This window comes from Thalassospira profundimaris, assembly GCF_003326675.1.
In the GTDB taxonomy this organism is placed as follows: Bacteria; Pseudomonadota; Alphaproteobacteria; order Rhodospirillales; family Thalassospiraceae; genus Thalassospira; species Thalassospira aquimaris.
Map to the genome: position 1 here is coordinate 105,602 of NZ_JPWF01000014.1, position 20,508 is coordinate 126,109.

At 54.7% G+C, this 20,508-nt stretch carries 16 protein-coding genes; 13 read left to right on the forward strand and 3 right to left on the reverse strand.

Features of this window, described 5'->3' with window-relative positions; all coding sequences use genetic code 11:
* Positions 1-214 precede the first annotated feature (214 nt).
* From tsaE to trxA, 6 genes are all read left to right on the forward strand, one after another.
* A complete protein-coding gene (gene tsaE, locus TH19_RS18160; protein WP_114103774.1) occupies positions 215-691 on the forward strand; it encodes a tRNA (adenosine(37)-N6)-threonylcarbamoyltransferase complex ATPase subunit type 1 TsaE in 477 nt (158 codons plus the stop codon).
* A complete protein-coding gene (locus tag TH19_RS18165) occupies positions 688-1,812 on the forward strand; it encodes an aminoglycoside phosphotransferase family protein (protein ID WP_114103775.1) in 1,125 nt (374 codons plus the stop codon). The genes tsaE and TH19_RS18165 overlap by 4 nt, the downstream gene beginning before the upstream one ends.
* Positions 1,809-2,570, forward strand: coding sequence for a nucleotidyltransferase family protein (locus TH19_RS18170; protein WP_114103776.1), 762 nt, complete (start codon positions 1,809-1,811; stop codon positions 2,568-2,570). Before TH19_RS18165 ends, TH19_RS18170 begins: the two co-directional genes overlap by 4 nt.
* Positions 2,570-5,770, forward strand: coding sequence for a double-strand break repair protein AddB (addB, locus tag TH19_RS18175; RefSeq protein WP_114103777.1), 3,201 nt, complete (start codon positions 2,570-2,572; stop codon positions 5,768-5,770). The genes TH19_RS18170 and addB overlap by 1 nt, the downstream gene beginning before the upstream one ends.
* Positions 5,767-9,231 (forward strand): double-strand break repair helicase AddA, encoded by a 3,465-nt coding sequence (addA, locus tag TH19_RS18180; RefSeq protein ID WP_114103778.1) that lies wholly within the window; start codon positions 5,767-5,769, stop codon positions 9,229-9,231. The genes addB and addA overlap by 4 nt, the downstream gene beginning before the upstream one ends.
* A gap of 162 nt (positions 9,232-9,393) precedes the next feature.
* On the forward strand, positions 9,394-9,714 hold the full coding sequence (gene trxA / locus TH19_RS18185; protein ID WP_101246499.1) for a thioredoxin TrxA: 321 nt from the start codon (positions 9,394-9,396) through the stop codon (positions 9,712-9,714).
* Between the two features lie 83 nt (positions 9,715-9,797).
* Here trxA and TH19_RS18190 read toward each other — a convergent pair whose 3' ends face one another.
* Entirely contained in the window at positions 9,798-10,748 is a 951-nt protein-coding gene (locus tag TH19_RS18190; RefSeq protein ID WP_114103779.1) for a GNAT family N-acetyltransferase, read from the reverse strand.
* A gap of 182 nt (positions 10,749-10,930) precedes the next feature.
* On the opposite strand from TH19_RS18190, the gene TH19_RS18195 reads away from it, so the two are divergent.
* The gene (locus tag TH19_RS18195) at positions 10,931-11,140 is read left to right on the forward strand and encodes a hypothetical protein (RefSeq protein WP_114103780.1); all 210 of its coding nucleotides are present in this window, start codon (positions 10,931-10,933) and stop codon (positions 11,138-11,140) included.
* An 81-nt stretch (positions 11,141-11,221) separates the two neighbouring features.
* Here TH19_RS18195 and TH19_RS18200 read toward each other — a convergent pair whose 3' ends face one another.
* Positions 11,222-12,907: a methyl-accepting chemotaxis protein gene (locus TH19_RS18200; protein WP_114103781.1), complete on the reverse strand. Its 1,686-nt coding sequence runs from the start codon at positions 12,905-12,907 to the stop codon at positions 11,222-11,224.
* A 205-nt stretch (positions 12,908-13,112) separates the two neighbouring features.
* On the reverse strand, positions 13,113-14,054 hold the full coding sequence (locus TH19_RS18205) for a GNAT family N-acetyltransferase (RefSeq protein ID WP_114103782.1): 942 nt from the start codon (positions 14,052-14,054) through the stop codon (positions 13,113-13,115).
* A 98-nt stretch (positions 14,055-14,152) separates the two neighbouring features.
* Between TH19_RS18205 and lanM the strand changes: the two genes are divergently transcribed.
* The 6 genes from lanM to TH19_RS18235 all read left to right on the forward strand — a co-directional run bounded on the left by lanM (position 14,153) and on the right by TH19_RS18235 (position 20,369).
* Positions 14,153-17,317: a type 2 lanthipeptide synthetase LanM gene (gene lanM, locus TH19_RS18210; protein WP_114103783.1), complete on the forward strand. Its 3,165-nt coding sequence runs from the start codon at positions 14,153-14,155 to the stop codon at positions 17,315-17,317.
* A gap of 113 nt (positions 17,318-17,430) precedes the next feature.
* Complete coding sequence (locus tag TH19_RS18215) at positions 17,431-17,688, forward strand: hypothetical protein (RefSeq protein ID WP_114103784.1); 258 nt, start codon at positions 17,431-17,433, stop codon at positions 17,686-17,688.
* A 771-nt stretch (positions 17,689-18,459) separates the two neighbouring features.
* Positions 18,460-18,657 carry a hypothetical protein gene (locus tag TH19_RS18220; RefSeq protein ID WP_114103785.1) on the forward strand — a complete coding sequence of 66 codons (198 nt, stop codon included), beginning with the start codon at positions 18,460-18,462 and terminating at the stop codon, positions 18,655-18,657.
* Positions 18,658-18,831: 174 nt separating this feature from the next.
* Positions 18,832-19,329: a hypothetical protein gene (locus tag TH19_RS18225; RefSeq protein WP_147250789.1), complete on the forward strand. Its 498-nt coding sequence runs from the start codon at positions 18,832-18,834 to the stop codon at positions 19,327-19,329.
* Between the two features lie 234 nt (positions 19,330-19,563).
* Positions 19,564-19,785, forward strand: a complete 222-nt coding sequence (locus TH19_RS18230) for a hypothetical protein (protein WP_114103787.1) — start codon at positions 19,564-19,566, stop codon at positions 19,783-19,785.
* Between the two features lie 98 nt (positions 19,786-19,883).
* Entirely contained in the window at positions 19,884-20,369 is a 486-nt protein-coding gene (locus tag TH19_RS18235) for a hypothetical protein (protein WP_114103788.1), read from the forward strand.
* Positions 20,370-20,508: the final 139 nt, after the last annotated feature.

Here is a 20,508-nt window from a genome sequence, read left to right on the forward strand (position 1 = left end):
TGGACCAGGTCCTGACCTTTGGCCCGGCGATCTGCGGGAAAACTGTTAGCTGCGAAATAGCATTTAGGGGCATTTATCGCAATGTAAACCGGGCAAATTTGACCTGTTTGGTTTGTTTTGCTGTGACCTTGATCCTGATTTCGTAAAATCATTGCGAAGGGACGCTCAGTCACCCTACAACAGAACAAACACAGGCCATATATCGACGGACATCATGACCAAGACAGTCACTGTCAGCAATCAAACCGGGACCGAAGCCCTTGCCGCCCAGCTTGCCGCCATCGCCAAGCCGGGCGATGTCATTCTGATGCACGGGACATTGGGCATGGGCAAAAGCGCGTTTTGCCGGGCCTTCATCCGTGCGGTTGCCGATAACCCGCACGAAGAAGTCCCAAGCCCGACCTTTACGCTGGTCCAGATTTACGAACTTGATCGTCTGCCGGTTTGGCACTTTGATCTTTATCGCCTGTCTGATCCCGAAGAAATCGACGAGCTTGATATCGAGGATGCCTTTGCCGATGCTGTCAGCCTGATTGAATGGCCCGACCGGCTTGAATATCTGACCCCTGAAAACCGGCTGGATATTCATATCGAACCCGGACCAACCGCCGATGGCCGGGTATTTGTCCTGGAGCCAAGCGGGGAAGACTGGGTTAAACGCATTGACCAGTTTGCAGGGGACCCGGTATGAGCCGCACCACCCCCGATCAGGAACGTCGCAATTTCGAACGCCAGGATTTTCTGGTGGCTTGCGGCTGGCAGAATGCACAAGTTTCGCCGTTGGTTGATGATGCATCGGCGCGTAAATATTTCCGTCTTGAACGTCGCCATGACACGGCCCTTTTGATGGATTTTCCGCCCTACGAGATCCATGTTGATCCGCACGGCATTTATGATGATCCCGAACGCCCGGCTTCGGTTGCCCCGGTCCTTCATACGACGACCCTGTTTGAGCGTGCGGGCTGGCGGGTGCCGGAAATTCAGGCTTCGGATGAAAAGCGCGGTCTGGTCCTGATCGAGGATTTCGGGGATATCACATTTACCCGTGCGCTTCAGGCGGGTGGCATCATGGATGGCACCGGCAAAGACGGTTTATATCTTCGTGCGGTCGAACAATTGATCATTTTGCATCGCTTCTGTGATGGCGGCGGAATGGTGGATTGCGGGCTGGTGCAATATGGCCCGGATAATTTCCGCAAGATGCTGGCCAGTTTTAAAAATGATTACCTGCCGCTGATCATTGATGATGACGCAAAGCGTGCTGCGGCGATTATGGCATTTGACCAGCTTCTTGATGACGTGTTGCCAATGTGCTGGCAGGCGGGGGAAGTGATTATTCACCGCGACTATCATGTCGATAACCTGATGCTGGTCGAAAATGGCGATGGCGGTGATGATTGCGGCATCATTGATTTTCAGGACGCTGCGATTGCCACGCGACCTTATGATCTGGCATCGCTTTTGCGCGATGTGCGCCATGATATCGGCCCCGATCTTGAAAACCGGATGAAGCAGTTTTACCTGGCAGCTTTCCCGAATGTTGATCGTTCCGATTTCGAAACATCCTATATCGCCACGTCAATGGTGCGCAATTTCCGCATTCTGGGCCGGTTTGGCTGGCTCGCGGTCAAGGCGGGCAAGACGCGCTATTTCGATTTCATCCCGCGTTGCTGGGAATTGATCCTGCGCGGGGCAGCCGATCATTTGCCTGCCCTTGATCAGTGGGTTCAAACTCATATCCCCGAACAGGCACGCAAGGCACCGGCACTTGCCCAAACCAAATCCGCATCAACCAGCGAGGCCCGCTTATGACCGGCAATCCACACAGCGCACAGGCAATGGTACTGGCCGCTGGTCTTGGCAAACGGATGCGTCCGATTACCGATACGATGCCCAAACCGCTGGTGCCGGTGGCAGGCAAGCCGATGCTTGATCATGTACTTGATAAGTTGGCGGCGGCCGGGTTCGATCAGGCGGTGGTCAATTGCCATTACCTTGGCCAGATGATTGTTGACCATGTCGCCGCTCGGTCCAGACCAAAGGTTGTGACATCGCCCGAAAATGACCTTCTGGAAACCGGGGGCGGGGTGAAAAAGGCCCTGCCATTACTGGATCGCGAGGCAATCTTGATTGCCAATGCCGATGTGTTCTGGACCGAGGGACGGGACGCCTTGTTTGATCGCCTTATCAGTGCCTTTGATCCTGATCATATGGATGCACTTCTGGCGATCTATCCGGTGGCGGACGGATATGGATATGACGGGGCAGGGGATTTCTTTTGGCAGGTGGACGGGCGGTTAAAACGTCGTGGCGATGCGCCAAGCGCGCCATACTTCTTTACCGGGGTTCAGGTCCTGTCACCGCGCCTGTTTGAAAATACGCCGGACGGGGCCTTTTCGCTGAATGTCGTTTATGACAAGGCATTGGCAGCAGGCCGGTGTTACGGGCTTGTTCATGATGGCGGGCATTTTCATATCGGAACACCAGAAGCACTTTCGGACTCCGAACCGGTCATTGCCAAGGCACTTGAAATCGAACGCAGCAAACAAGCCGCATCCGGGGGCAAGTAATGGCGGACCTGTTTGATTACATGGACGCACCGGACTATCCCGACTATGGCGCAGACCCGTTCGGCGGTGAAGATGCACTTGCGCAAAACCTGTTCTTCATTCCGCCGGGCGAAGCTTTTGCCGATCTGATTGCCAGGCAACTGATGGCTGAAACTGCCGATCAGCCGGTGGCATTGCCCGATTATGTTTTGATGGTGCCCAACCGCCGGTCGGCCAAGGTGATGCGCGATGCCTTTTTGCGCCAGTCCAATGGCGCGGTGACATTGCTTCCGACCATCCGGCCACTGGGCGAGGCCGATGAAGATGAACTGGCGATATACGGTGCCGGTGGGGAACAGGCCGCCCTTGATCTTCCGCCATCCATTCCGGATTTGCAACGAAAGTTGCTTTTGACCCGGTTGATCATGAACCGCCCCGATCATCGTGGTGAAAAGCCGACCGCCGATCAGGCCGCCCGCCTTGCGGGTGAACTCGCCCGGTTTCTGGATCAGGTACAGACCGAAAACTGTGCCTTTGATGATCTTGAAGGCCTGGTGCCCGAAGAATTTGCCGAGCATTGGCAACTGACGCTTGAATTCCTGCAAATCCTGACCTTGCATTGGCCGGGTATTCTGGCCTCCCAGGATGTCAGTGATCGGGCGATGCGCCGTAATGCTTTGATCAGGGCGCAAATTGAACTTTGGGATGCCAATCCGCCACAAACGCCGGTTTTGATTGTTGGGTCGACCGGGCCGTTTCCAGCCTTGCGCGATTTGATGCGTGCGGTTCTCGGGATGCCCAAGGGGCGGGTGGTTCTGCCCGGCCTGATGAAGGGGCTTAATCACGAAGACTGGGCGGCGATCCACGAAGATGCCACCCATCCCCAGCATTTACTGGGCAAGACATTGCGTCATATCGGACGCCATGCCGACAGCGTTCTGCCTTGGCCGGCCCTGATCGAAGATACGGATGCGACCATCGAACGCCGCCGTCTGGCCCGCGAAGCGCTGCGCCCGGCCAAGACCACCCATCACTGGCGGCACATCAGGGGCTTTGCCCCCGGCGTGCTGGACGGTGTGTTGCGTGTTGATTGTTCTGGCGCGCGTGAAGAGGCAACCACAATCGCCCTTATGATGCGCGAGGCGCTTGAACATCCCGGAAAGACCTGTGCGCTGGTGACGCCGGATCGTGGCCTGGCGCGCCGTGTGGCGACCGAGCTTCGGCGTTGGGAAGTTGAAATTGATGATTCGGCGGGTATTCCACTGCATGACACAGCGCCTGCCATTTACCTGCGCCTTGTTGTGCGTGCCGTTCAGGAAGAATTTGCGCCGGTTCCGTTGCTTGAACTTCTGAAACATCCATTGTCGGCTGCCGGTTTGTCGCCGGAAACTTTCCGTGTTCTGACCCGGCTTCTCGAAAAGGAAATCTTGCGCGGGGCCCGTCCCGGCCCCGGACTGGATGGTTTGCAAACCGCCCTTGATGGTTGGCGTGACGAGGGGATCGAACGCCTGACGGCAAGCGGTTCTGAAAGTGCCCCGGCCCGGATTGAACGCATCCGCGACGATCATGATCGGCTTTCTGATCTGGTGGCACGCTGTGCGGCCTGTCTTGAAAGTCTGTCGGACTTTAATGCCGATAAGGCCCTGTCGCCGGTTCATGCCCTGCGCTGTCATGTCACCGCGGCCGAGGCATTGGCGGCAAGCGATACGCAGTCGGGTGCAGATCGCCTGTGGCGCGGCGAGGCGGGCGAGGCATTGGCGGATTTTGTCCATGAATTGCTGAATGCCTTGGGCGAGTTTGTGCCGATGCCTGGCAATCGATATGGTGCGTTTCTTGATGCATTGATGGCCGATCGTGCGGTGCGCCCGCGCTATGGCAAACATCCGCGTTTGTTTATTTGGGGGACTGTCGAAGCCCAGATGCAACAGGCTGATCTGACCATTCTGGGCGGGCTGAACGAAGGCGTCTGGCCGCCCGAAGCCGGCGCCGACCCGTGGATGAGCCGCCCGATGCGGACCAAATTCGGTCTTCCGGCCCCCGAACACCGGGTCGGACAATCGGCCCATGATTTCCAGCAGTTATTTTGTTCGCCCGATGTGGTGATGACAAGGGCACTGCGTATCGAAGGCACGCCGACCGTGCCATCGCGCTGGTTGTTACGGATTGAAAACATTCTGCGTAAATCGGGCGTTTCCATGGAAAAATCCGATGCCAGCGACTGGCGTGCCTTGGCTGAAACCCTGGATGAGCCGACCGATGATATGCGCATCAGAATCGGGCGACCTGCGCCCAAGCCGCCGGTATCTGCCCGTCCGCAACGTTTGTCGGTAACCCAGATCGAAACATGGATGCGTGATCCCTATGCGATTTATGCCCGTCATGTGCTGGGTTTGCGCAAACTCGACGGGGTTGATGAAGATCCCGGTGCGGCGGATTACGGCAATCTGATCCATGATGCCCTGGATCAGTTCATTGCCCGTCATCCTGATCATTTGCCGCCCGACGGGGAACATGAATTGCTGATGATCGGGCGCGAAGTGTTCAAACCACTGGCAGCACGCCCGGGGCTTTGGGCCTTTTGGTGGCCGCGTTTTGAACGGATTGCCAAATGGTTCATTCAAACCGAAGCCACCCGGCGTGATGCGGTACGTCGATCCTATACCGAACAGGCCGGAACCCTTGATACCAGCAGCGGTTTTCAGGTTTATGCCCGGGCCGACCGTATTGATGAACTGCGCGACGGCGGTATTGCGATCATTGATTACAAAACCGGTGCCCCGCCCAGTCAGGGTGATGTTGCCAATGGCTTTGCACCGCAATTGCCGCTTGAAGCCGCGATTGCCGAAAAGGGCGGATTTGGCGATGTGCCTGCCGGACCACCGGCCAGTATGGCATTCTGGAAACTTTCGGGCGGTGATCCTGCCGGTGAGATTGTCGAGATCAATACAGCCCGCATGAAAACCACGCCCGCCGCTCTGGCGCACGAGGCGGTGGATGGTGTGAATGGTTTGGCTGCTGCATTTGCTGATCCTCAAACGCCGTATCTAAGTGTCCCGCACCCGGATCACGCACCGAAATATTCCGATTACGTGCATCTGTCACGCCTGCGCGAATGGATGGGCAGTGAGGATACAGATACGGGTTCAGAGGGTTCGGAAAACGGAGATGTTAGCGCTAACATCGACGGAAATCCTGATGCGGGCCAAGGGGAAAAGCCATGACCGAAATGCGCGGTACTGATCCCAATATCCTGCAACGCAATGCGTCCGATCCAACTGCATCGGTTTGGGTGTCGGCATCGGCCGGGGCGGGCAAGACCAAGGTTCTTTCAGACCGGGTATTGCGTTTGATGCTGTCGGGCACCGAACCCCATCGCATCCTGTGTCTGACCTTTACCAAGGCCGCCGCGGCCGAGATGGCCAACCGTGTCAATGAACGGCTGGGCCGTTGGGCGACGATGGAAGATCGTGAACTGCATGACGATCTTGCCAATCTGGGCGGGGTGTCACCCAATGCCGATGAAACCATCCGTGCGCGTCAGCTTTTTGCCCGCGTTCTTGATGCGCCGGGCGGGATGAAAATCCAGACCATTCACGCATTCTGCCAATCCCTTCTGCGTCGTTTCCCGCTTGAAGCCGGTCTTGCCCCGCATTTCGAGATCATGGATGACCGCACGGCGGCCGAAACCATGGCCGATGTGCAGGAAGAAGTTCTGGCCTTTGCCCGCACCGGCCGCGACGAAGATTTGGCCAAGGCACTTTCGGTCGTCACCGGACAGGTTCGCGAAGGCGCATTTGGCGAAGTCATGGGCGAACTGGCCCGGGAACGTGGCCGTCTTAAACGGATATTGGCCAATCTCGGCGGGGCCAGTCGCATGCGCGATGCGGTCTACAAGGCGCTTGGCGTGCCAGTCGGACTGAGCGAGGAGGCCATTCTGGCCAAGGCATTATCCGATGATGGCTTTGACCGTGACGGATTGATGCGCGGTCTTGCCGCCCTAGAGGCAGGCACCAAAACCGATCAGGCCCGTGTGCCCGCGCTCGCCCAGTTTCTTGAAAAAACATCGGTCGAAGACCGTTTGGCGGTGTTTAACGATTATCGCAGCGTGTTCTTTACGACCGCCGGTGAACCGCGTGCCAAACTGATCACAAAGGCCGCGGCTGAAAACCATCCGATGGGGGCCGATGCCCTTGAACAGGAATGTGCGCGCCTGATCGAAATTGACCGTCAACGCAAGGCCGCCGCGATGGCCGGGGCGACATCGGCGCTTATTACCATCGGCAATGCGATGCTTGATCGTTATGCCACCAAAAAGGCGCTGCATGCCCGCCTTGATTATGATGACCTGATCCTGACCAGTTTGAACCTGTTGCAGCGTCAGGCCGGGATTGCCGGATGGGTGTTGTTCAAACTTGACGAAGGCCTTGATCACGTCCTGATTGACGAGGCACAGGATACCAACCCGGAACAGTGGGAAGTGGTGCGTATTCTGGCCGAGGAATTCTTTATCGATGCCGGTCGACACGCCGATAAGCCGCGTACCATCTTTGCCGTTGGGGATGCGAAACAATCGATTTACAGTTTCCAGCGTGCCGATCCTGAAAAGTTCGCCGAGATGCGCCGTTACTTCCGCGAACGTGCCAGGGAAATTGCTGCGGACTGGCGCGAAGTGCCGATGAACATCTCCTTCCGGTCCACCGATGCGGTATTGGGCACGGTGGACCGTGTCTTTGCCGGGCCAGTGGCAAAGCAGGGTGTTGGGGATGATGGCGCGGATGTCGCCCATAGTCCGTTTCGTGTTGGTCAGGCCGGCCGGATTGAACTTTGGCCTGCGGTGGAACCGCAAGAACGTGTTGCCGAGGACCCCTGGACGCCGCCAACCCGGATTGTGCGTCTTGAAGACCCGGAAATCCGTCTGGCACGGGTGATTGCCGGGCGCATTCGTCATGCGATTGATGAACAGGAAATCCTGACATCGCGTGGACGTCCGGTGCGTGCAGGCGATTTCATGATCCTTGTACGCCGCCGTACCGCGTTCGTTGACGAGGTCGTTAAGGCGCTCAAGGAACGTAACGTTCCGGTTGCCGGTGTTGACCGTATGCAGATCACCGATCAGCTTGCGGTGATGGATTTGGTGGCATTCGGGCGGTTCCTGTTGATGCCTGAAGATGACCTGACGCTTGCCGAACTTCTTAAAAGCCCGCTGATCGGGCTTGATGACGATCAGTTGTTTGAAATCGCCCACAATCGCAGAGGAACGCTTTGGCTTGCCTTACGCGAAAAGGCTGGAACGGTTGGCGATGGGTCGATCTTTGCCCGTGCCTATGCGTTTTTGTTCAAATGGCTGGGGCGGGTTGATTATGAACGCCCGTTTGAACTTTATGCCGAATTGCTGGGCGGCCGGGGTGAAGATGCGCGCGGGGCCCGTGCCCGTCTGGTCGGGCGTCTGGGGATCGAGGCAAATGACCCGATTGACGAATTCCTGAACCTTGCCATGGGCTACGAGGCCGATCACGCCCCGACCTTGCAAGGCTTTCTGCACTGGCTGATGGCCGGTGATGCCGAGATCAAGCGTGACCTTGAACAAAGCGGACGTGATGAAGTGCGCATCATGACCGTACACGGGGCAAAGGGGCTTCAGGCGCCGATTGTTTTCCTGCCCGATACCATGCAGGTACCAACGCAGGCCCCCAACCTGTTCTGGCAGGAAGATAAAAATCTGATGTTCTGGCTGCCCCGCGTGGCACTGGAAACCGATGTGGTGTCGCGCCTGCGCGATGCTATCGCCGTTAAGCGCGATCAGGAATATAACCGCCTGCTTTATGTCGCCCTGACCCGTGCGGAAGACCGGCTTTATATCTGTGGCTGGCAGGGACGACGCAAGGCGCCTGAACACTGCTGGTACAATCTGTGCCAACAGGCGATGGAAGGCTATGCCAAACCCGCCCGGATCAATCTTGAAACCTATTCCGGTTCCGGTTGGGATGGCGAAGGCTGGATATGGGAAACCGATCAATCAGAGGCACCAAAACCAGATAAAGTCGATGTCGTTTCAGATCGGCAACAAAAAATCGGGCGCAGTCTGATCCGCAATATCGCCCCCGAAGAAGCCTTTCCGCCCAAACCGTTGGCACCGTCGCGGCCGCTTGAAGAAGAACCTGCTGTGCAGTCGCCCTTGGGCGGGGATCAGGGACAAAGCTTTAAGCGCGGGATTTTGATCCACAAGCTTTTGGAATTGTTGCCCGATTTGCCCATGGATGCGCGTCGCGCCGCGGCAGAACGTTTCCTGGCACAGCCTGTCCATGCGCTTGAACCCGAACAGCAGGTCGAGATTGCCGATGAAACCATCGCAATCTTTGACAATCCCGATTTCGCCCCGGTGTTTGCGCCGGGATCACGGGCCGAAGTGCCGCTGGTTGGTATTGTTGGCGGGGATGTGGTTTCCGCACAGATTGACCGGCTTGTGGTGCGTGATGATGATGTCATGATCGTTGATTACAAGACCAACCGTCCGCCGCCCCGCGATGTCGAAGGAACGCCCAAGGCATACCGTCGGCAGATGTCGATTTACCGGGCTGCTTTGGCGCAGATGTATCCGGGCAAGAAGGTGCGTTGTTTCATTCTTTGGACAAATGGACCGTGGATGGTCGAACTTCCCGACCATATTTTGACATTTGGCTAATACTCGCGACTCTGCGAAACGCTTGGGTTATGGCGTGTTGCATGGCGGCGAAGCTCCCAATGCGCTTGACGTTTGCATCCGTGCTGCCTACCTTGGCGTCATACAGCGGATCGAGGTTTGCGGGTGCTACCCCTTGCCTCGTAACAACTAGGATCTGAAAGTATGACCACGATTAAAGTTTCCGACGGTTCGTTCGATTCCGACGTTCTGGGTTCCAACGACCCGGTTCTGGTCGATTTCTGGGCTGAATGGTGCGGTCCGTGTAAGCAGATTGCGCCTTACCTCGATGAAATCGCCGGTGAACTGGGCGGCAAGCTCAAGATCGCCAAGGTGAATATCGACGAAAACCCGAACACCCCGGCGAAATACGGTGTTCGTGGCATCCCGACCCTGATGATCTTCAAGGGCGGCGAAGTTGCAGCGATGAAAGTCGGCGCACTTCCGAAAAGCGCACTTGTTGACTGGATCAACCAGTCGATCTGATCTTCAGGACAGAAAATTCAAAAAGGCGGGTTGTTTTGCAACCCGCCTTTTTCTTTGCCTGCCTGCCTGTTTTTGTCGGGCCTTCACCCAAGCTGCAATTGGCTGCCTTCCGGGATCGAACAATCCCACCGGAATGTCTCGTGAACCCGTTCAAAGCCGAACCGTTCAAGTGCCTTCCAGGACGCCGCATTGCGGAAATCGACATAGGCAATGACCGGAAGATTCCAGTGCGCTGCCACATGGTTGATCAAATGGCGCGACACAAGATCACTTACCCCGCTTCCCCAATGTTTGCGGTTGGCCACAAGGCGCGGTGACAACACGTTTTGTCCCAGATGGGTACAAACAGCATTGGCGACAATTTCATCACCCAGAAGGGCAAGGAAGAAGGTGTTTGCATCATTTTCATAAAGGGTGCGGATGCGTTCGGGCGCGGTAACCGTGACGGTTTCCCAACTGGCAAATCCCCGGTTATGAAGCTCGGTCAGCCGTTCAAAGATATCGGGCACAGCCTTGATAAAACCGTCATCCAGAACAACCGTTTCATAGCCCTTTGAACGGGCGCGTTCGGCAAAGGGGAATTCACCGGGTTTTGCCGGGCCAGCTGGACGGGCGTAGCGGCAATTGGTGATCTTTTTCTCGAACCCGGTGTCCTGAAGGTCCTGTGCGACAAATGCCAGACCCTCGGGCGGAAGAACCTGATAAATGGTTGGCTTGGTGGCAACTTCGTCTTGCAGGCATCGCAACACATCAAAAAGGGCTGCCGTCATAGACTTCGGGTCTTTTTCGATCATATCGACCGAAATCATGACATTGGCAATGCCATCCCGATCCACCATTCGGGCAATCGAAATTGCAGTGGCCATTCGATCTGTTTCATCTTCAAAAAAGAAATCGGTTTTATCGCGCAGGATCGATGCTTCGAAATCAATCGATTTCATATAGCTGCGCGCTTCTTCGTTGCCGATTTCCCAGCGCAACTCGGCAAAGCGTTTCACGGAATCGGATGTCACAGGGACAAGCTTGCGGATCACGAGGTTTCTCTTTCGAAATGGCCGTAACTGACTGTTCTACCAAGACGTTACTGTAACCATTTCAGCTTGGGAAGTCTGGCCGCCTGCGCGTCTCAACCCGGAAGGTGCTATTATTGACATTGTTTTGATATTCTTATTCAATCTATGGGCGAGTAATCTTCAATAATTTTGGATTGGGACAGATGAACCAGATCAGTATCAGCAACCAGGATCAGATGACTTCGTGGATGGCATGCGGGGGTGCGCTTGCATCTGAACATCTCGACAATGAGGTATCTTTCGATGCCGAGATCGGAAGCGCCGCATATTCGGTATCGCTTCCGATGTGCATTGATCAGGACGTGCGTACGGCTGCGGGAACTTTCGGCGGATATTACTGGGGATGCTATTAATATAGCCCGCGACAGATTGCCGACATTATGCAAAAAGGCGGGCTTATGAAGCCCGCCTTTTTCATTGATTGCCATTCGAAATCAGGCGGCCCGGATATCTTCCAGGAACTGATTAATCTGGACCAACAGGGCCTGCGACTTGTCGCTCAGGCTGTTGGAAGCCGCAAGAACATCGGACGAGGAATGACGTTCATCCTCGGCCGAATGGCGCAGGCCGACAACGTTGCGGGCTACTTCCTTGGTTCCGGATGCGGCCTCGGTGACGTTGCGGGCGATCTCGCCGGTTGCGGCATCCTGTTGGCTGACCGCGGCGGCAATGCCACCGGCCACTTCATTAAGTTCTTTCATGCGCGATGACAGGTGTTCGATCGCGCCCAAGGCACCCTGGGTGCTGTCCTGAATGCCATTGATGTGACCGGCAATGTCTTCGGTTGCGCGTGTGGTCTGGTTGGCAAGGTTTTTGACCTCGGCCGCGACCACGGCAAAGCCCTTGCCGGCCTCGCCCGCACGTGCGGCTTCGATGGTGGCGTTCAGGGCCAGAAGGTTGGTCTGCTCGGCAATCGACTGGATCAGTTCGACAACTTCACCGATTTTATCCGACGCACTGGCCAGTTCAGCAAAAATGGCGCTTGCTTCGTCGGCTTCGTTCGCACCCGATTGGGCAATATCGGAGCTGCGTGCGACCTGAAGGGTGATTTCATCAATCGCAGCGGCAAGTTGCTGTGCCGCCGATGCCACAGTATCGACATTGGTTGCTGCTTCTTCGGTTGCCGCGGCAACATTGGCGGCCTGAACCGTGGTCTGGTCGGATTGTGTGGCCATGCTGGTCGCGGTGCTGCGCAACTGGGCAAGGGCGGCGTTAACCGTGGTCAGGTTGCTGGCAACTTCGTGTTCAAACAGGGCAATGCGTTCATCAACATTTTTGGCGCGCGCAAGCTGTGCCTCGCTGGCGGCTTCCTGTTCCATATGCAAACGGTCGGCCTCTTCGCGGTTGGCACGGAAGACTTCAAGCGCGCGGGCAAGATCACCAATCTCGTCCTTGCGGTCGGTTGCATTGTTTTCAACCGATTTGTCACCATCGGCCAGACGTGACAGGGCACTGGTAATGTTGCGCATCGGTTCGGTCGTGCCGCGTTCGACCGCATAGCCAAGACCGCCAACAACAATCATGATGCCAATCAGTACGATGATATCTGTCTGCGCACGGGCCCAATAGGCGGCCTCGACATCATCAGTATAAATGCCTGCCGCAACCACCAGGTCCCAACCATCGATCTGTCTGGCAAAGGCCAGTTTCGGTTCATTCAATTTGGTGCCCGGATGGGGCCAGACATAGGAAACATAGCCGCCGTCAGGATTGGCTGCCGCATTGGCAAGATCCATGATCGGGGTGGCGCCGGTCGGATCCTTGACCGTTGCGGCACTTTTACCGTTCAGTTTCGCATTGATCGGATGCATGACCATGGTGCCGTTATGGTCTGTGACAAAGACGTAGTTGTCGCCATCAAACCGTTGGGATGCAACGATTTCCAATGCGCGCTTCTGGGCTTCGTCCTTTGAAAACTCGCCTGATTTGGCGCGTTTGGCAAAGTCTTCAATGATGCTTGCCGACTGATCAACAACGTAACGCAGGGTAACCTGACGATCGCTGAGCATGGTGTTATACAAAGACACCAGATTGATAACGGCCATTGTAGCCAAGGCAATCGCAACCAATACGATCACGCCGCGTAATTTCCACGCGAATGAATAATCAGACAGCTTCATTTAGCACCCATTTTCAACAGCGGTGTTTGGCATTTCTGATGAAATGCACTGAGTTAAATTGAAAAGTTGTGCTTGATTTCGCGCATTCGCGTATCGGGCGCACTGATCTATGGCAAAGATTTAAAATAAAAATTATTCCATTAAAGAAAAATCCCCTCGTCAGGATGCCAAGGGGATTTCGCGTTTTTGATATGAATTCAGAAACTTAGATCACAAATCGTTCGGCAGCCGGGATCACGCGTTCCCACATCAAATATTCTTCTACGCGTGTCAGGCCAAACCGTTCCAGTGCCTTCCATGATGCGGCATTGGTGGCCTCGGCATAGCCGATAATCGGCAGATTCCATTGTTCTGCGACATGCTCGGCAAGATGGCGGCACATCAGATCAACCGATCCGGTTCCCCAATGACGACGCAAACAGCAATATTGCGGGGAAAGGATGGAGTTGCCCAAATGGGTTAACCCGATGCAACCTGTGACCTCGTCGCCAATTTTGGCAATGATCATGCCGTTGGTTTCTTTTCGATAAGTGTCTTCAAGCCGCTCTGCTGTGGTCATATTGACCGATGATCGGGTTAAGAAGGCGCGGTTGTAAATATCTGCCAGTTTTTCGAAAATGTCGGGATGCTGTTCGATATAGGCATCATCAAGCAGAATCGATTGATAGCCTTTTGCAATTGCGCGATCCGCATGGGGAAACTCGCCTTCGCGCGGGGGACCGACTTCGCGTTCATAGCGGTAACTTCCGACCACCTCGGCAAAGCCCCAGTTTTCCATGTCTTCTTTTCGATACGGATTGTGGGGCAGATTGTAGATGCGATAACGGGTGGTGTGGCTTGCCAGACGACCATTTTCCTTTAGCAATACCTGATGCAGGCAATCCGCAAGCTTTTGCGGATCTTTTCCGTCAATCTCGACAGAAATCAGAACGACGATATTGTCATCTATTCCGGGTTTTCTGGAAATAACGACGGCCGCATGGATGTCGCCGTTGTCGTCCTGCAAGCTGTATTCGTTGCCATTGGCGAGAATGACGTTCGCCATATCAACGGTGGCATAATAATTTCTTTGTTCTTCGTCAGAGACCAAAATGCGAAAGGCGACGTGACGCTCGATATTTTCTTTTGTGACCGGTACCAAATGCATGTTTCACAAAACTTTTCTTGCAGGGCGTTTGGACGTAGGTTCATGACTTAAGCTCGAACTATCAGGGCGTTAAATCGCGCAAAGGTCAAGGGGAACTGATGAAAGCCGATCCGTTTTGGACAGAAATTGCGGCGAGGGCGGCAACACTTGATGAAAGATTGTCAGGTCAATACACCCCGGTCCCTGCCGATAGTTCGACGCTGCGCGTTCAAGAAGACAACCTGAAAAAGTGGTGCGAATTTGCCAATAACGGTGATCGGGAATTATTTCTCCGTCGTCTTGCACGCGATGGTCTGACCGAGCAAGGCGTTGCGCCCTATTTGGGTGACGTTCGATTGCGTGAAGGTGAATTGCTTCCGGATTGGTTGCCGACCGCGGTCTGGATACTTGATGCGATGCTGGCCGGTGTTGATCAGGACACCGATTCTTGCCCACAGGATTTAACCGACAAAGTTCCCTTTGCAGACCTGCTGTGGCCGATTGTGATCGAGGCACGACGCAGAATTGCCAATTGGGCACCAGACATTTTGGCGCCAGCAGCGCAGGCTGATCTTGAAGCGGCACTTCTCCGACGGCTGGCACGTTTTGCCGAAGGTGCCCTTTACGAAAGCTTTTCAGGATACCGCCAAGCCGTCGGAATTTCGCCCGATCAGGCAGAAGGAACCGGCGTTTATGAGGCCTTCAAGCAGGCGTTGCGCAGCGGACCTTTGCGCAATCTGATCACGGCGCGCCCGGTTCTGATCCGTATTCTGGCAACCGTTACCGATCACTGGATCATTGCAGCCGGTGAATTCCTTGAGCGGCTTAAGGCTGACATGCCGACCTTGGCTGAACATTTCCCGGAGCTTGATGGTGCGGGCAAGGTCGAAAACATCAAGGCCGGCATTTCCGATCCCCATAATCACGGGCGAACCGTTTTCATCCTGCGTTTCGAAACCGGCGCGCAAATTGTCTATAAGCCGCGCCCGGTCGAGGTCGAAGTTGCCTGGAAAGGATTGTCTGACTGGTTTGAACAGACCGGATCGGACATACACCTTTGTGCAGCACCGACCTGGGCGCGGGACGGATATGGCTGGATGGGGTTTGTTGCGTCCGAGAACGATCTTTCCAGGGATCAGGCCCCGATATTCTATCGGTCCGCCGGACAGCTGCTGGCATTGCTGTACTGCCTTAAAGGCAGCGATATGCATCACGAGAATTTCCTGATTGCCAACGGACGTCCGGTTGTCATTGATCTTGAAACCCTGTTTCAGCCGGAAATGCGCCTGTTTCTGGGGCAAGAAAGTGCCTTGCATGCCAAGGAGACGGCCCAACATCAACTTGATGGCGGGGTGAAGGCGGTCGGTCTTTTACCAAAGCGGGTCAATATGGCAGGTCACTGGATCAATGATGGCGGATTGACCGTGGCACAACGCCACATGGTCACGCAGCCGGGTCTTCGTCATATCAATCAGGACAATATGATCCTTGATAAGATTGAACGCGAAGAACTGTTTTCGGGTATTGATCTGACCATTGATGGGGAACCGGCAAATATCATCGAATTTGTCGGTGATATTGTGTCGGGCTTTGAGGATGCGACTGCATTCCTTTGTGAACACAAGTCCGAACTAATTGATCAAAACGGACCATTGGCGCGTTTTGCCGGCGCAACGATCCGGCACGTATTTCGACCGACGTCCTATTATCAGCAGATCGAAAGTGCATCCTATATCCCGCAAAATCAGCAAAACGGCTTTGTCTGGAGCCTTAATTTCGAACGGCTGTGCCGCCGGGCGCGGTGGGATCTGGAAATCTATCCGGGGTGGGACCTGATCGGGGCTGAACGTGTTGCGCTTGGTCGTTTGGATGTGCCGTTATTCACCGGGAAAACAGATCAGGATGGTGTTTGGGCAGACGGTCGTTTTGTGACGGATCAGCTCACCCGGCCTGCGGTTCTGCCGATGATTGACGCCCGTATTGATCTTCTGGCGGAAAACCGGGTTCGCGAGCGGGCGATCATTGTGCAATCCATCCTGTCACATCAGCAGGCTGCTTTGCCGGTTCGCCAGATGTGGCGTGACGACGGACAGATATCGGGTGATGTTTCTGATCTTGCCCGCACCAAGGCATTGGAAATTGCCGGGATACTTGCCAGCAAGGCCATCGTGATTGATGGCGGTGTGACATGGCCGGGTGCTGATATCAGCGCGGATGGCGAGGGGATTGAAGCCAAGATCATGGACGAAGGTCTTTATGGCGGGACGGCGGGGCATGCGCTGTTTCTTGCCGGGTGTTATGCCATTGATCCGGTAGCCAAATGGCGGGATCTGGCGTTCGCGGCGTTGGCCGCACCGCGGCTGTTGGCGCTTGGAAGTGATAAAACGCCGCCACAGCCGGTGACGCAGATTGGTGGATATGACGGACTGGCTGGTCTTGTCTATGTCCTGATGCGCTGTGCGGACCTTCTGGATGCCCCCGAACTGCTTGAAGACGCGGTGGTGTTAAGTGCCCGGTTAAATGATGATGTCATCGCCTCTGACAAGGCGCTTGACGTGATCAGTGGCTCTGCCGGTGTGATCCTTGTGCTTGTTGCACTTTACGAAGCCACCGGAAATGCCGGGGTGCTTGAACGTGCCGTGAAATGCGGACGTCATTTGCCCGATTATCCGGCAAATTGGAAAGCAATATCCGAACGGGCACTTGCGGGCATGTCCCATGGTGCGGCAGGGACGGTTTACGCGCTTTTGCGGCTGTATCATGTGACTGGTGATCAGGGTTTCCTTGAACTTGCCAATAAGGGACTGGCGTATGAACGCGGGATTTTTGATGCCGAACTACAAGGCTGGCCTGACCTTCGGGACGAGGTCAAACCGTTCGATCCTGTTCAGTGGTGCCATGGGGCGACCGGGATCGGCTTTGCCAGAATGGCAACTTTGCACATCCTTGATGACCGGATGATCCGGTCCGAAATAGATACGGCAATTACCGCGACCTTGGCGGTGCCCGATGGTGGACGGGATAATTTGTGCTGTGGTCATGCCGGGCGATTTTCCATGCTGGCCTATGCAAGCCGCAAGGGACTTGGACCGGACAATCTGGAAGCCGTGTTGTTTCAACGTCTTGGTGCTTGGCTGCGGCGACTTGAAGATGATGGGGCCGGGTTGGTTGCACATGATCGGGCCCTGCAAACCGGATTGATGCAGGGATTGCCGGGTATTGGTCAGGCATTACTCGAGATCGCGCTCCCCACAAGAATTCATCCAGTTCTGACATTGGAGTAATGTTTGTTTTGGTGATGTTTGTGGTGGATAACTAAATCTTCAATTGACAGCGGGATGTTGGCAACGCCTAATCCAACGTGTTGAATTTATTGAGTCCTACGGGAGAACGAGCAATGATGACAAACCAGATCGCAGCAAATACCTCACTTGATCTTTGGGCACAATCAGGTGGTGCATTTGATACTGTAATGACCGATGTGACCGCGGCGGCAGACGCAGAACTTCAAGCAGGACAGCCAAGCCTTGCGCGTGTTTGCGCACCGGCACTGACAGCGGCGGCTGTTACCATTGGTGTGACTTGTGGTGGCTGGGAGCCTGCGCTGAAATCTGCGGCTTATACCCACACGATCCAGTGCCGCGGTGGCTGGTAATCAAAGGCAGATAACAGTGCTGTTAGCAGGCAATTGAATTGCTTGTCTGATCACGACCAACAGGGCGGGATACATGTGTATCCCGCCCTTTTTCACATGTGGTATCCGGGAAATGGAAAGGTTGTTCGGTATGGAGTGGGCATCGCTGTTCCGGGAAGAAATGTTGCCTCATTATGAATTGTCTCTAAATCAATCCTGAATTGATGTTTGTTATTGGTAATCGGTCGATACCGTTCCCATCTCATTGAAGTTGACTTCACAGTTTCCCGAGGGAGAACGAGAAATGACACAGACGCATATCACGCACACAACGTCGCTTGATGCCTGGACGCAGTCAGGTGGTGCGGTTGCCGGAACGATTGAAACGGTGATCGGGGCGGATGAGAGCTTGCAGGCAGCTGGGCCGACACCGATGCGGGGCTTTTGTTACAGAAGTGACGTTGCGGTGAATGCTGCTGCTCACACAAGAGCTGGTTTATGCCCTTACGGGACTGAGCTGCAGTCTGCTGCCGTTACAGCGGGTTTTCCCTCCTGCGGCGGTTGGCGCCGGTAAGGACGGTACATTGAATTAGAAGTTGTGAAGAAAGACAGGCAGATTTGCCTGTCTTTCTGTTTTAAAGCTCTCCTAGAGCACTTTAAACATAAGATTTTTATTATGTTTTGTTTGGTGCCTGTCTGCGTTGTTTGGTCCAAATCCACGGCTGACTTTGTGAGGTTGCAAGTCCCTGATTTCTTCTGTTGGGTTTAACGAGTTCCTTTGGGAGAACACAAATGATGCAGACGCATATTGCAGAAATGAACTCGCTTGATGCCTGGACGCAGTCAGGTGGTGCGATTGCCGGAATGACGGAAACAGGGATTGTCACGGATCAAAGCTTGCAGTCCGCGGGACCAACGCGGGGCTGCTTTGAAATGGTCCGGGAAGGCGGGTATGTGAAACCCGCCTTGTTTGTGTTGTCAGTTCCTTGATATCTGACGGTTATGTGCTGGTGGGCGGCATAACACCGTTTGATAACACGACACTACGTTGGTGAAGATGCTGGTTTTGTGACTGCAAGTTGTGGTCAATGATTGACTAACTGTTTGATTTGACGTTCAATCAAACCAGATACTTACTTCCGGAAAAAAACAGGAAACACGAGCATGAACCGTATGGAAAACGTGGCTGGGAGCTTGATGGATATCTGGGCCCAATCCGGCGGCGCGATTGTCGCACCGACTGCTGATGCCGATCATCATCACGATCACGAAATGCAGTCAGCCCTGCTGACGCGTTCGCCGCAGACCTGTTACAGTATTGATCAGGAAATGGTCAGTGCACAATATTCCGGACATTTTCCGTTCTGTATTGATCAGGAAATCTCTGCTGCTCATCCAACCGGTATTGCGGGCGTATGTATGGGGCCGGAACTGAATTCGGCCGCATACTCGCGGGCTACTTTCCAATGTGTTGGTGGTGCCTCCGATCATGGTTTGGAATATGCAATGCTGACACGCTCGGTTCAGACTTGTTACAGCATTGATCAGGATGTGCATTCAGCTGCCAACACACGCGGGTCTTTGCAGTGTTTCGGTGGTGAACCTGATCATGGCCTGGATTGCGCGATGCTGACGCGTTCGCCGCAGACCTGTTACAGCTAACCAAACCTTTTACCAGCCTTTTCCGGGGCCTGATCACGGCCTTTTTTAAGGCAGAGCGACAATGAAACTCCAAAACAGGCGGTTCCGCATCGGTGCCGCCTGTTTTGGTATCTGTTCTGGGCGGGCGGGTAGCATGCGTGGAAACGTCTTTGTTGGTGTGTCCTCATTGACAATTTTTACCTTCTGATATTCAATCATGGCGCGATAAGCGCACAATATTCAGGGATTGCAAACATGGAACGTATGGAAGATGTGACCCAGGCGTCGATGGCAGCATGGATAGCCTGTGGCGGGGCATCGTTGGCTGGTGGGACCATTGGCAACACGTCAATGATGGATGACGAAATCGGAGCTGCTTCCTTTACCTATGGCGGCGGAGCTTGTGGCGTGCCGAATGCTGACTCGGAAATTAGGGCTGCTGCGGGGTCTATGGGGCTCGGCTGGCAAGGCTGTTAGCCGCCGAATTCTTTATCGGCAATACTTTCCGATATAGTTTTCTTTTCTAGATTCAATCAAGGCGCGATTTTTGATCGTGCTATTCAGGGATAGCAATCATGGAACGTATGGAAAATGTGACCGAAGCATCGTTGGAAGCATGGATGGCTTGTGGCGGGGCATCGTTGGCTGGTGAAACCATTGGCAACGCGTCAATGATGGATGACCAAATCGAGGCTGCTTCCTTTACCTATGGCGGTGGCGCTTGTGGCGTGCCGAATGCTGATACCGGCGTTAGCGCGGCTGCAAGATCGCATGGCCTGGGGTACTGTTTCGGTGCACCGAAAGTTGATTCAGACATTCGCGCCGCTGCCGGATCCTTGGGCATGGGGCTTTACTGTGGTGCGCCGAGTTTTGATTCGGAAATCCTTTCGGCAGCCGGCTCAAACAGCATGGGACTGTGTCATGGAGTACATGGTTCTGACGTTGAAATCAGCTCTGCTGCCGGGTCGTGGAATAGAGGAACGTGTCACATCGTATTGCGTTCTGATGTTGAAATCAGTGCCGCTGCGGGCTCGTTGGGCATGGGCCTTTATTGCGGATAAATCTGAACTGGTCGGGAAATTGTGCAGCTTTTAGGTCTGCAATCGCGAGTTCCCGGGGCCAAGCAAGCAAAAAGGCAGGCTGAAATTCAGTCTGCCTTTTTTCATTGGTCTGTCTCGTCCTGAAATACGTTGTCACCTT

What these genes read in the sequence shown, in the direction of transcription:
- tsaE (WP_114103774.1), top strand. Translation starts at nt 215, where the DNA reads ATGACCAAGACAGTCACTGTCAGCAATCAAACCGGGACCGAAGCCCTT.
- TH19_RS18165 (WP_114103775.1), top strand. Translation starts at nt 688, where the DNA reads ATGAGCCGCACCACCCCCGATCAGGAACGTCGCAATTTCGAACGCCAG.
- TH19_RS18170 (WP_114103776.1), top strand. Translation starts at nt 1,809, where the DNA reads ATGACCGGCAATCCACACAGCGCACAGGCAATGGTACTGGCCGCTGGT.
- addB (WP_114103777.1), top strand. Translation starts at nt 2,570, where the DNA reads ATGGCGGACCTGTTTGATTACATGGACGCACCGGACTATCCCGACTAT.
- addA (WP_114103778.1), top strand. Translation starts at nt 5,767, where the DNA reads ATGACCGAAATGCGCGGTACTGATCCCAATATCCTGCAACGCAATGCG.
- trxA (WP_101246499.1), top strand. Translation starts at nt 9,394, where the DNA reads ATGACCACGATTAAAGTTTCCGACGGTTCGTTCGATTCCGACGTTCTG.
- TH19_RS18195 (WP_114103780.1), top strand. Translation starts at nt 10,931, where the DNA reads ATGAACCAGATCAGTATCAGCAACCAGGATCAGATGACTTCGTGGATG.
- TH19_RS18200 (WP_114103781.1), bottom strand. Translation starts at nt 12,907, where the DNA reads ATGAAGCTGTCTGATTATTCATTCGCGTGGAAATTACGCGGCGTGATC.
- TH19_RS18205 (WP_114103782.1), bottom strand. Translation starts at nt 14,054, where the DNA reads ATGCATTTGGTACCGGTCACAAAAGAAAATATCGAGCGTCACGTCGCC.
- lanM (WP_114103783.1), top strand. Translation starts at nt 14,153, where the DNA reads ATGAAAGCCGATCCGTTTTGGACAGAAATTGCGGCGAGGGCGGCAACA.
- TH19_RS18215 (WP_114103784.1), top strand. Translation starts at nt 17,431, where the DNA reads ATGATGACAAACCAGATCGCAGCAAATACCTCACTTGATCTTTGGGCA.
- TH19_RS18220 (WP_114103785.1), top strand. Translation starts at nt 18,460, where the DNA reads ATGATGCAGACGCATATTGCAGAAATGAACTCGCTTGATGCCTGGACG.
- TH19_RS18225 (WP_147250789.1), top strand. Translation starts at nt 18,832, where the DNA reads ATGAACCGTATGGAAAACGTGGCTGGGAGCTTGATGGATATCTGGGCC.
- TH19_RS18230 (WP_114103787.1), top strand. Translation starts at nt 19,564, where the DNA reads ATGGAACGTATGGAAGATGTGACCCAGGCGTCGATGGCAGCATGGATA.
- TH19_RS18235 (WP_114103788.1), top strand. Translation starts at nt 19,884, where the DNA reads ATGGAACGTATGGAAAATGTGACCGAAGCATCGTTGGAAGCATGGATG.